General features: G+C 60.9%; 9 protein-coding genes and 2 rRNA genes (1 of these 11 cut by a window edge). 2 read left to right on the forward strand and 9 right to left on the reverse strand.

Annotation, left to right across the window (positions count from 1 at the left end; all coding sequences use genetic code 11):
• Nucleotides 1–51: 51 nt before the first annotated feature.
• From LOY31_RS20075 to LOY31_RS20085, 3 genes are read right to left on the reverse strand one after another with little or no spacing between them, the layout of a single operon-like run.
• Entirely contained in the window at nucleotides 52–1,077 is a 1,026-nt protein-coding gene (locus LOY31_RS20075) for a histone deacetylase family protein (RefSeq protein ID WP_258712122.1), read from the reverse strand.
• 3 nt (nucleotides 1,078–1,080) lie between these two features.
• Nucleotides 1,081–2,319: a Zn-dependent hydrolase gene (locus LOY31_RS20080; RefSeq protein WP_258712123.1), complete on the reverse strand. Its 1,239-nt coding sequence runs from the start codon at nucleotides 2,317–2,319 to the stop codon at nucleotides 1,081–1,083.
• Between the two features lie 22 nt (nucleotides 2,320–2,341).
• Nucleotides 2,342–3,652, reverse strand: a complete 1,311-nt coding sequence (locus tag LOY31_RS20085; protein ID WP_258712124.1) for an MFS transporter — start codon at nucleotides 3,650–3,652, stop codon at nucleotides 2,342–2,344.
• Between the two features lie 162 nt (nucleotides 3,653–3,814).
• Between LOY31_RS20085 and LOY31_RS20090 the strand changes: the two genes are divergently transcribed.
• Nucleotides 3,815–4,750, forward strand: coding sequence for a LysR family transcriptional regulator (locus LOY31_RS20090; protein WP_064381135.1), 936 nt, complete (start codon nucleotides 3,815–3,817; stop codon nucleotides 4,748–4,750).
• Here the strand turns inward: LOY31_RS20090 and LOY31_RS20095 are convergent.
• The 3 genes from LOY31_RS20095 to LOY31_RS20105 are packed head-to-tail and all read right to left on the reverse strand — an operon-like array spanning nucleotide 4,744 to nucleotide 7,723.
• Complete coding sequence (locus LOY31_RS20095; protein ID WP_258712125.1) at nucleotides 4,744–5,673, reverse strand: glyoxylate/hydroxypyruvate reductase A; 930 nt, start codon at nucleotides 5,671–5,673, stop codon at nucleotides 4,744–4,746. The genes LOY31_RS20090 and LOY31_RS20095 overlap by 7 nt on opposite strands.
• Nucleotides 5,670–6,425, reverse strand: coding sequence for a class II aldolase/adducin family protein (locus LOY31_RS20100; RefSeq protein ID WP_085608183.1), 756 nt, complete (start codon nucleotides 6,423–6,425; stop codon nucleotides 5,670–5,672). The genes LOY31_RS20095 and LOY31_RS20100 overlap by 4 nt, the downstream gene beginning before the upstream one ends.
• A complete protein-coding gene (locus LOY31_RS20105; RefSeq protein WP_221533851.1) occupies nucleotides 6,422–7,723 on the reverse strand; it encodes an MFS transporter in 1,302 nt (433 codons plus the stop codon). The genes LOY31_RS20100 and LOY31_RS20105 overlap by 4 nt, the downstream gene beginning before the upstream one ends.
• Before the next feature lie 144 nt (nucleotides 7,724–7,867).
• Between LOY31_RS20105 and LOY31_RS20110 the strand changes: the two genes are divergently transcribed.
• Nucleotides 7,868–8,827: a LysR family transcriptional regulator gene (locus tag LOY31_RS20110; protein WP_007953130.1), complete on the forward strand. Its 960-nt coding sequence runs from the start codon at nucleotides 7,868–7,870 to the stop codon at nucleotides 8,825–8,827.
• A 12-nt stretch (nucleotides 8,828–8,839) separates the two neighbouring features.
• Here LOY31_RS20110 and mrdA read toward each other — a convergent pair whose 3' ends face one another.
• From mrdA to LOY31_RS20125, 3 genes are all read right to left on the reverse strand, one after another.
• Complete coding sequence (gene mrdA / locus LOY31_RS20115; protein ID WP_221533850.1) at nucleotides 8,840–10,732, reverse strand: penicillin-binding protein 2; 1,893 nt, start codon at nucleotides 10,730–10,732, stop codon at nucleotides 8,840–8,842.
• 215 nt (nucleotides 10,733–10,947) lie between these two features.
• A 5S ribosomal RNA gene (rrf, locus tag LOY31_RS20120) occupies nucleotides 10,948–11,063 on the reverse strand.
• A gap of 168 nt (nucleotides 11,064–11,231) precedes the next feature.
• A 23S ribosomal RNA gene (locus LOY31_RS20125) occupies nucleotides 11,232–11,777 on the reverse strand (it continues 2,345 nt past the right edge of the window).

Below are 11,777 nucleotides of genomic sequence, written 5' to 3' on the forward strand. Positions count from 1 at the left end.
AGGGCGATGGCAAGCACCGTAGGGCGCTTGTGTTCCGGCAGGCGGATTGCCTCAGCGCTGCCACACCTCGGTATTCACGAAAAACGCCCGGGCGTTGTCTTCGAGACTTTCCAGGTGATAACCGCCTTCCTGCACGATCAAGCATGGCAGGCCCAGGCTGCGAATCCGCTCGCCCAGTGCTGCAAAGCCTTCACGAGTGACGGCGACTTTGCTTTGCGGGTCCAGCTCATAGATATCGAAGCCCAACGACAACACCAGCACCTCGGCGCCGAACTCGCGTACCGCGTTCAATGCGACTTCCAGTTGCCCGAGGAAATCCGCTTCGCTTGCTCCATGAGCCATCGGCAAGTTGAGGTTGAAGCCCTCCCCTGCGCCGCTGCCACGTTCGTCGGCGAACCCGGCGACGCCCGGATAGAAGTTGGTTGGATCGCCATGCACCGAGACGTAAAGCACGTCATCGCGATCGTAGAAGATTTCCTGGATGCCTTGACCATGGTGCATGTCGGTGTCGAGCACCGCGACTTTATCGAACTTGTCACGCAGCACCTGCGCCGCCACCGCCGCGTTGTTCACGTAGCAGAAACCACCCGCCGCTTCGGCCCGAGCGTGATGCCCCGGCGGACGGCACAAGGCGTAGGCTGCCGGCTCGCCGTCGATCAGCGCCTGAGCCCCGGCCACTGCGCTTTGCGCCGACCAGTACGCCGAGCGCCAGGTCTGCTCGCCGACCGGGCAACTGCCATCCGCCAGATAGCGCGCCGCCTGGGCGAGGATGCCGCGCAAGGCGTTGGGTTCGCGGACGAAGATGTTCGACATGACTTCATCGCCCCAGTCTTCGGGGATTTCTTTCCAGCGTGCGTGCGCTTCCTGAAGAAAGGTCAGATACGGCGCGCCATGCACCGCCAGCAACGGTGCGAGGCCGGCATCGACGGGCTGCTCGACGCTGAAACCCAGACCGTGAGCGGCCTGCACCAGATGTTGCGCACGCTCGGGGACTTCCTGCGGTGTACGCATCTGCCCGCGCGAGTAATAGCTGCGAGGATGGTGGAGCAATTGTTCGGGGTGGAAAAAACTGCGCATGGTTCAGACTCCCTGTTCGATTCGACCGGCGCGGGCCAGCACGGCGTTGAGCAATACGTCGGTGCCCTGCTTCACGTCTGCGGGCAACACATCTTCGGCTTCGTTATGGCTCAAGCCACCCACGCACGGGATGAACACCATTGCCGTCGGGCAGTAACGCGCGAGGTGAATCGCGTCATGGCCGGCGCCGCTGACAATCGACTGCTGAGCGTAGCCCAGCGCATCCACCGCCTCTTGCACGGCTGCCACGCATTCGGCGTCGAACGGCGTGGCCGGGCTGATCCAGTGCGGGGTGATCGTCAGGTTCAGGCCTCGGCCATCGGCGATGGCCTGCAAGCGGGCGCGGACCTGTTGCTCCATGGCGGCAATGGCGTCGTCGCAGTGATGACGCAGGTCGACGGTGAAATTCACCAGCCCCGGAATGGTGTTGCGCGAAGACTTGTTGATACTCAACTCGCCGACCGTGGTCAGGCCTTCGGGGGCAAAATCTGCGGCCAGACCTTCAATCGCCTGAATCATCCGCGCCACACCGTACAGCGCATCTTTGCGCAGCGACATCGGCGTGGTGCCGGCGTGGGCGGCCATGCCTTCCACGCGCACGTCGAGCCAGCGGATCGCCTGACCGCCCGTGACCACGCCGATGCTTTTGGCGTTGTCTTCAAGGATCGGGCCTTGCTCGATGTGCGCTTCAAAATACGCGTCCACCGCGCCGCCCAACGGACGCTCACCAGCGTAACCGGTACGCTGCAACGCCTCGGCAACGCTGATGCCATCGACATCGCGCACCGCCAGCGCCGCGTTCAGCTCCATGATCCCGGTGAACACTGCCGAGCCAAACATGGCGGGCGTAAAGCGTGCGCCTTCTTCGTTGGTCCACACCGCCACTTCCAGCGGTTTGCGGGTCTGGATGTTCTGGTCATTGAGGCAACGCACCACTTCCAGCCCGGCGAGTACACCGTAGACGCCGTCGAATCGCCCGCCTTCGGGTTGGGTGTCGAGGTGACTACCCATCATTACCGGCGCGGCGTCCGGATCGGTGCCGGCGCGACGGGCGAACAGGTTGCCGATGGCGTCCACGCTCAGGGTCATGCCGGCTTCGCGGCACCAGTGGGCGAACAGTTCGCGACCGGCCTTGTCTTCATCACTCAGCGCCAGACGGCAGCTGCCGCCTCGGGCTGTCGCACCGATTTCGGCCATGGCCATCAGGCTCGCCCACAGGCGTTCGCCATTGATTTTCAACATGAGGTTCTCCTGAAATTCCGGGTTAGGCACGGGCCATTTCCGCGCGATGGGCACTGGCGTGACGACGGGCGAGGGACAGCACGCAGACCAGCGATATGCCGGCGATCAGGCTGTAGAACACCGCCATCGGCCACCACTGCCCGGTGAACTTGTGCGCGAGCATCGTGCCGATCAGCGGCGTTAGCCCACCGGCCACCGCGCCGCAGATCTGATAGGCCAGCGAGATCGCGGTGTAGCGCACACGAGTCTCGAACATGCCACTGACGTAACCGGCGATCACCGCATAGAACGAGGCCATGCACACCACCGCCAGCGCGATGCCGAGGATGATCAGCGGCGCCTGGGCCGAGCTGACCAGCACGAACATCGGATACGGCGAGGCCATCGCCAGCAGCGACACCAGACACAGGAAACGCGTCGCACCGATCTTCTCCGCCGTCCACGCCGCCAGCGGTTGAATGCAGAACTGGATGATCGCGACGAAGAACAGGCATTCGAGAATCAGCGAACGTGGCAGCGCCAGTTGCTGAGTGGTGTAGGCGATCATGAAAGTGTTGGTGAAATACACCCCGGCGATGCCCAGCGTGTTGGCACCGATGCACAGCAACAGCGGACGCCACGCGGTGCGCAACACTTCTATCACCGGCGCCTGCTCTTTCTTGATTTGCTTGCTGGCTTGCTCGCGGCTGGCGAGGAATTCCGGTGACTCGTTCACGCCCAGACGAATCGCCAGGCCCACCAGCAGCAACAGCGCACTGGCGAGGAACGGTAAACGCCAGCCCCAACTCATCAGGTCTTCTTCCGGCAAACGGGTCACCGCGCTGAACGCCAGCAGCGACAGGATCAAACCCGCCGGGCTACCCAGTTGCGCGAACGAAGCGAAGAAATTGCGCCGGCCCTTTGGCGCATGCTCGCCGGCCATCAACACCGCCCCGCCCCACTCGCCACCGACGGCGATGCCCTGGACGATACGCAGCAGAATCAGCAGCACAGGTGCGGTTGCGCCGATCTGCGCATAGGTCGGCAGCAGACCGATGCACACCGTGACCACACCCATCATCAATAGCGTGATGATCAGCGATTTCTTGCGGCCGATGCGGTCGCCGATATGACCGAAAATGATCCCGCCCAACGGCCGGGCAAAGAAGCCCACGGCGAAGGTGCCGAATGCGGCCATGGTGCTGAACAGCGGATCGTCGGAAGGAAAGAACAGCGCACCGAACACCAGCGCGGCGGCGGTGGCGTAGATGTAAAAGTCGTACCACTCGATCATGGTGCCGATGAAGGCTGCGGCCGCCGCACGGCGCGGCTGGTTCGAAGCGTGGGGCTTCATGGGGTCGGGCTCCTTTGATTGTTTTTTTGGCAGGAGGAAAACGCAAATCCGAGGCGCTCTGGCGGCGCCTGTCGTGGGGTGATTTATCGTCCCGGGGCTATGATTAGTCAATTTTCTATTTATTATTCCGAGTATTAACTCACCTTATAATCGAGAGCCGCCATGGCTGAACGTGATGTGCAACGCCTGCTCAACGACCGCCTCGACTGGAACCTGCTGCGCACCTTCCGGGTGATCGGCCAGGAGCTGAGCATCAGCCGCGCCGCCGCGCGTCTGCACCTGACCCAACCGGCGGTGAGCCAGGCGCTCAAGCGTCTGGAGGAGCAACTGGGTCGCCAGTTGATTGCCCGACGCGGTCCGCGCTTTGCCCTCACCGAAGTCGGCGAGCAGATCTTCGAACTGGCCGGCGAGATCTACGGGCAGATGTCCCAGGTCAGCAGCCTGCTGGAGCAACCGGCCGACGAAGTGATCGGCAAGGTGCGGCTGCTGATCATCAGCCGGATCTTTTCCGAACGCTTCGATGACTTCCTCGCTGACTTTCATCGGCAGTATCCACGGGTGGATCTGGAGGTGGATGTGATGCGCAGTTCGGACATCGTCAGCGCCCTTCAGGAGAAAACCGCGACCCTCGGCCTGAGCCTCAATCGCCGCCCGCAACCGCGTCTGGAACAGCGTCTGTTTCTGCGTCAGCGCTATGCGTTTTTCTGTGGCAAGCACCACGCGCTGTTTGGCCGACAGGACATCGGCGAAGGCGATCTACAGCGGGAGAACTTCGTCAGTTTCACCAGTGACCAGATTGGCGGAATGCTCTCGCCGCTGACGATTTTTCGCGATCAGCAAGGCTTCAGCGGACGCATCGTTGCGTCATCGCCGAGCCTGGAAGAAGTGCGGCGACTGGTGATCGCCGGGTTCGGAATCGGTTGTTTGCCGGAGCACGTGGTGGCGGCGGACGTCGAGGCTGGATTGCTCTGGCGCCTGCCGCCCCACGAGGGGATTGCCGATGTCGACATTCATCTGTTGTGGAACCGCGAACAGCGCATGAGCCGCGCCGAGACGCTGTTCATCGAACGTTTGCAGGCCTGTCTGGCGGATCAGTAGCCGAGCAGTCGATCCGCGCTGTTGAGCAGCGGTTCACCAGCATTCAGTCGGCGGAAGTTCTCGGCGATCTGCTCGGCGATGCAATCGTGGGAGGCCGCCGAAGCCATGTGCGGGGTGATGGTCACGCCTGGGGTTTTCCACAGGGGATGATCGGCGGGTAGCGGTTCCTGTTCGAAGACATCGAGCAGCGCCCCGCGCAGTTTTCCGCGGGCTAGAGCCTGTTGCAGATCCTCGATGTTCAGGTGTCCGCCGCGACCGACGTTGACCAGTGCCGCACCGTTGGCCAAGTGCTCGAACGTCTGACGATTGAGGATGCCGCGAGTCTCGTGGGTGAGCGGCAACAGATTGATCAGCAACTCCACGCCGTCGAGGAACGGGTTGAAAGCATCGGTGCCGGCGAAGGTCTGCACGCCGGGTAAATCCTTGCTGCTGCGCGCCCAGCCACGCACCTCGTAACCAGCGTTGGCCAGGTCTTGAGCGATCGCGCTGCCGAGCGAGCCGAGCCCCATCACACCGATCCGAAACTCATGGGCCGGGCGTTGCAGCGGTCGCTCCCAATGCTGTTGGCGCTGTTGCTCGAGCACTTGATCGAAGCCGCGATGATAGTGAATCACCGCCCAGCGTACGTACTCGGTCATGCCTTGCCGATGACCGGGATCGACCACCCGGCACACCGGCAGATCCGGGCATGAAGGATCGTGTTCCAAGTGATCGATACCGGCGGCGACCGAGTGAATCACTTGCAGATTGGGCAACGCGGCGAGACTGTCCGCCAGCGGAAACCAGCATGCTGCGATCTGCGCATTCACTGCCCGGGGATCGTCGGCCAGCACCGCCGAAAGCTGCGGCGCGCGGCGGGCAAAGGCTTCCTGCAATTGTTTGAGCAACAGCGTGTCGCGGGACATCAGTGCAACGGTGTTCATGACAGATAGGACTCGCGCTGGGATTCGATCAGGGTCAGTGCGGCCTCCCAGGCCAGGTCGATGATGTTGTCCTGCTCATCGCGGTCGAACTGTTCGGCGGTGTGGGCGCAGACTTCCGGCGAGGGGAAATGCAGTTCGCAGCCACCGGCCAACGCCTGCACTTGGGCCTGGCAGGCACGCTCCAGAAAATGGATTTCCTGGAACGCCTGGGCCACGCCGGAACCGCCGACCAGCAGGCCGTGATTGCGCAGGATCATGGCGCGATGCGGGCCAAGGTCGGCGATCAACCGATCGCGCTCGTCCAGCGACAGCGCGATGCCTTCGTAGGTGTGGTACGCGAGTTTTCCGTAGAACTTCAGTGCGTGCTGACTGATCGGCAGCAGGCCTTGTTTCTGCGCGGCGACAGCCATGCCGGCGGCGGTGTGGGTGTGGATCACGCAGTTCAGATCCGGGCGCGCCATGTGGATCGCCGAGTGGATCACGAAGCCGGCGGCGTTGACCCGATGCCCGGCGTATTCTGGGTCGACGATGCGTCCGTCCTGATCGATGCGCACCAGATCGGAGGCGCGCATGCGGTCGAAGATCACGCCGTAGCGGTTGATCAGGAAATGATGCTCAGGCCCCGGAATCCGCAGGGTGATGTGGGTGTCGATCAGGTCGGTCATGCGAAAGTGCGCGATCAAGCGGTACAGCGCGGCGAGCTCGCAACGGGCTTGCCATTCGATCGGATCAATGTGGGCGGGCTTACTCACGAATACACCTCTTTGTTGGTATGAAGGACGACCGGGTTGGCCCGCAGACGCGCGAGGCCACAGACACCGATCAGAGACAGGGCAGACAGCAGCGTGAAGAACACCGCCAATGGCAGCCACTGTCCGGAGAACTTGCTGGCCAGCAGCGTGCCGATCAGCGGCGTGGTGCCGCCGGCCAACGCGCAGCTCAATTGGTAGGCGATGGAGATCCCCGAGTAGCGCAGATGCACCGGGAAGGCCTGCGTCATGTATCCGGCGATCACCGCGTACAAAGCCGAGAGAATCACCACCGCGACGGCGATGCCGAGGGTCATCAGCAGGATGTTCTGAGTGCCGACCAGCAGAAACATCGGGTACGGCGTGACCATGCACAGCAACGCCACCAGCATCAGGAATCGACCTTCGCCGATGCGTTCGGCGAGCAGCGCAGACACCGGTTGCGAGAGCAGTTGAATGACCGTCACCAGGAACAGGCAGTCGAGAATGGTCGCCCGTGGGATGCCCTGATATTGGGTGACGTAGGTAATCATGAAGGTGTTGGTGAAGAAGAAGCCGGCCGAACCGATGGTGACGGCGGCGGCAGCAAACAGGATCTGCCGCCAGCACTGACGGATCACGTCTTTCACCGGGTATTTGGCGGTTTCGTTGTTGTCCTTGGCCTTGGCGAATTCCGGTGATTCATGCACCCCGGAACGAATCATCAGACCGACCATCATCAGCACGCCGCTGGCGAGAAACGGCAGACGCCAGCCCCAGGCGAGGAAGTCTTCCGGCGACAGCGACGTCACCAGTCGGAACGCGATCAACGCCAGCAGCAAACCCGCCGGGCTGCCGAGCTGGGCGAACGAGGCGTAGAAGGTTTTGCGTTTGGCCGGCGCGTGTTCACTGGCCATCAACACCGCCCCGCCCCACTCGCCGCCGACGGAGATGCCCTGGATCAGGCGCAACACGATCAGCCCGATCGGCGCCCAGATGCCGACGCTGGCGTAGCTCGGCAACAGACCGATACCTGCGGTAGCCAGCCCCATCAGCGCCATGGTCACCAGCAGCATTTTCTTGCGGCCGAGACGATCGCCCAAATGACCGAACACCATCCCGGCCATCGGGCGGGCGATGAAGCCGACGGCGAAACTGCCGAACGCGGCGAGCGTGCTTGTCACCGGGTCGCTGCTGGGAAAGAACACTTGCCCGAGCACCAGTGCGGCGGCGGTGGCGTAGATGTAGAAATCGTAGAACTCGATGGTCGTGCCAATGAAGGCAGCGGCCGCGGCGCGACGCGGCTGAGGAGTGGTGTGCATGCAAGAACCCTGTGTATTTATAGTTTTGGGCAGGTGTCGAGGCGGCTGACGGTCGCGCTCTGTGGCGCTTGTGGGCTTTATCGCTTCCGTGACAGGATTAGTCAATTTTCAATAACTTATCTTTACTATTAGCGTGGCTACTACATGACCTCATCCGCTAATCCTTGGGTCGGCCGGCGTTTTCTAAATGACCGGCTGGACTGGAACCTGCTGCGCACCTATCTGGTGATCGGTCAGGAAGGCAGCATGAGCCGCGCCGCTGCCCGGCTGCACATCACTCAGTCGGCGGTCAGCCAGGCGTTGAAACGTCTCGAAGAACAACTGGATTGTGTGTTGATTGCCCGCAGCGGACGGCGCTTTGATCTGACGGAAACCGGGGAAGAAGTCCTGCGGATTGCGGCGGATATCTACGGCGATATTTCTCGTTTGGGCACCGTGGTCGAAAACCGCCATGACGACGTGGTGGGCAAGATCCGTATCCTCACCGTGAGTGGCGTTCAGGCGCGGCATTACGATGAGTTTCTTGCGGACTTCCACGAAACTCACCCGAAAATCGAGCTGGAAGTCGAGGTGATGGGTAGCTCGAACATCATCAGTTCATTGCTGCAGAAGACCGCTACGGTGGGAGTCGGATTGTGTCGTCTACCGCAGCCGAGGCTGGAACAACGAGTATTGTTTCGTGAGCGCTATGCGTACTTTTGCGGGCAGCGGCATCGACTGTTCGGACAGCAGAATCTGACGCTGGAACAGCTTGCCGCGGAGAACTTTGTCAGCTTCACCAGCGATCAGCTCGGCGGCAATCTTTCGCCGTTGACGCTGTTTCGTGACCAGCAGGGATTTACCGGCAAGATCGTCGCCTCCTCCACCAGTTTCGAAGAGATTTATCGTCTGATCTGTGCGGGGTTCGGAATTGGCTGTCTGCCGATTCACCTGGTGCGACGAGATGTCGAACAAGGCTTGCTGTGGCGCTTGCCGCCAGAGGATGGGGTGGTGGATTTCGATATCCAGCTGCTGTGGAATCGCGAACAGAAGATGACTCAGGCGGAAACGGTGTTCATCGACAGCTTCCAGCACATGCTCAGCTTGCGTGAGCCTGTGCTGTGAAGCTGCAGCGGATTACACGTGGGGATCGCCCGGCGCTTTGGTCGGCGCCGCGTATTGCGGCTTGAGGTGACCGTCCTGGTCGAGTAGCCAGGCGTCCATGATCTGCCGCACCACCGGACCTGCGACCCGGCCACCGGCCTCGCCGTTTTCGATCATCACCGAGATCGCGATTTTTGGATGTTCGGCGGGCGCAAAGCCGACGAACAAGGCGTTGTCACGGTGACGTTCGAGGGTTTTCTCGCGGTTGTAGCGCTCCCCCTGCTTGATCGCCACCACTTGCGCCGTACCGCTCTTGCCGGCGATGCGGTATTGCGCACCGGCCGCCGCCGCACGAGCAATGCCTCGGGCATCGTGCATCACCATCTGCATACCGTGGTTGACCTGTTCCCAGTCACGCGGATCCTTGAGCAGGATGTTCGGCATCGGGTGTTCGTCCACCGGCGCCACACCGTCGACAGTCTTGGCCAGGTGCGGACGGTTCCAGATGCCCTTGTTGGCAATCAGCGCGGTGGCTTGAGCCAGTTGCAGCGGCGTGACCTGCATGTAGCCCTGACCGATGCCGAGGATCACGGTTTCGCCGGGGAACCAGGCTTGCCGGCGCGTAGCGCGCTTCCAGGCCTGGGACGGCATCAGGCCGGGCGACTCCTCGAACATGTCGAGTGAGACTTTTTCGCCGAGGCCGAACATCGCCATGTAATCGTGCAGGCGATCAATGCCGAGCTTGTGCGCCAGGTCGTAGAAGTAGGTGTCGTTGGAACGCATGATCGCTGCATCCATGTCCACCCAGCCGTCGCCGCTGTGGTTCCAGTTGCGGTACTTGTGGTCGAAGTCCGGCAGTTGGTAATAGCCCGGATCGAAGACTCGGGTTTGAGGCGTGACCACGCCGGCGTCGAGGCCAGCGATGGCCACTTCCGGCTTGATCGTCGAACCGGGTGCGTACAGGCCGCGCAGCACACGGTTGAACAGTGGACGGTCAATGGAGTCGCGCAGCGCGGAATATTCCTTGGAGCTGATACCGGTCACGAACAGATTGGGATCGAAGCTCGGGTTGCTGACCATGGCCAGTACTTCGCCGGTCGAGGGGTCCAGCGCAACGACCGAGCCGCGACGGTCGCCCAGAGCGGCTTCGGCGGCTTCCTGGAGCTTGATATCGAGGCTCAGTACGATGTTTTTGCCTGGTATCGGATCGGTGTGTTTCAGCACGCGCAGTACGCGGCCCTGAGCGTTGGTCTCTACTTCCTCGTAACCGACGTGGCCGTGCAGTTGTGGCTCGTAGAAGCGTTCGATACCGGTCTTGCCGATGGATTGTGTGCCGCGGTATTCGACGGAATCGAGGGTCTTGGATTCTTTCTCGTTGATGCGGCCGACGTAGCCGATCGAGTGTGCGAAGTGCGCGCCCAGCGGATAGTTACGAACGAATTGTGGCTCGACATCCAGGCCGGGTAGACGGAACTCGTTGACGGCGAGTATGGCGATCTGTTCTTCGGTCAGCTCATAGAACAGCGTTACAGGTGTAAACGGGTGACGCGACTGCTTCATGGCCTTGTCGAAGACTGTGCGGTCTTCGGCGGGCAGGTGCAGGAGACTGATGACTTCATCCAGCTCCTGGTTGACGTCGGTCGCGCGTTCGCGGGTGATGGTCAGGTTGTAGCTGGGACGGTTGTCGGCCAGCAATACGCCATTGCGATCGTAGATCAGGCCGCGAGTCGGCGGGATCGGCAGGACATGGACGCGATTGTTTTCGGAGATGGTCGAGTGGTAGTCGAACTCGACGACTTGCAGGATGTAGAGGCGCACAACCAGAGCGCAACTGACAGCGAAGACGAACAAGGCACAGGCGATCAGGCGTTTGTTTACCAGCCGCGTCTCTTTTTCGTGATCCTTGATAGGGATGGGTTCGGGCATTTCTGCAGCCACTCTTTGACAAAAAATGAGCGCCGATCCTTGGGCGTGACATCAGTCCGTTAAAAAACGAGCTGCACCATACCAAAAACCGGGCGGTCATTTCAGAGGGATTTCCCCAATGGTTGCGATCGCGACGGCTGGGGGTTTCTCCAGGAACTTTCCTGCGGGCAAAACAAAACCCCAACTGCTTTCGCAATTGGGGTTTCGGAATTTAATCTTGACGATGACCTACTCTCACATGGGGAAACCCCACACTACCATCGGCGATGCATCGTTTCACTTCTGAGTTCGGGATGGGATCAGGTGGTTCCAACGCTCTATGGTCGTCAAGAAATTCGGGTACTGAGTCGTGACCAGAGGCCTCGCTTCAGCAAATTGGGTATGTGACAGCTTTCGGTGTTTTGTGAGCGTCGAACTTTCGGTTCATTGCGTCTTCACACACCGCAATCTGGTCTCTCTCGCTTTTCAGCTCGGAGCATGCAAATTGCTTGGGTGTTATATGGTCAAGCCTCACGGGCAATTAGTATTGGTTAGCTCAACGCCTCACAGCGCTTACACACCCAACCTATCAACGTCGTAGTCTTCGACGGCCCTTCAGGGAACTCAAGGTTCCAGTGAGATCTCATCTTGAGGCAAGTTTCCCGCTTAGATGCTTTCAGCGGTTATCTTTCCCGAACATAGCTACCCGGCAATGCCACTGGCGTGACAACCGGAACACCAGAGGTTCGTCCACTCCGGTCCTCTCGTACTAGGAGCAGCCCCTCTCAAATCTCAAACGTCCACGGCAGATAGGGACCGAACTGTCTCACGACGTTCTAAACCCAGCTCGCGTACCACTTTAAATGGCGAACAGCCATACCCTTGGGACCGGCTTCAGCCCCAGGATGTGATGAGCCGACATCGAGGTGCCAAACACCGCCGTCGATATGAACTCTTGGGCGGTATCAGCCTGTTATCCCCGGAGTACCTTTTATCCGTTGAGCGATGGCCCTTCCATACAGAACCACCGGATCACTAAGACCTACTTTCGTACCTGCTCGACGTG

This window comes from Pseudomonas sp. B21-021 (assembly GCF_024749205.1).
Lineage (GTDB): Bacteria > Pseudomonadota > Gammaproteobacteria > Pseudomonadales > Pseudomonadaceae > Aquipseudomonas > Aquipseudomonas paraglycinae.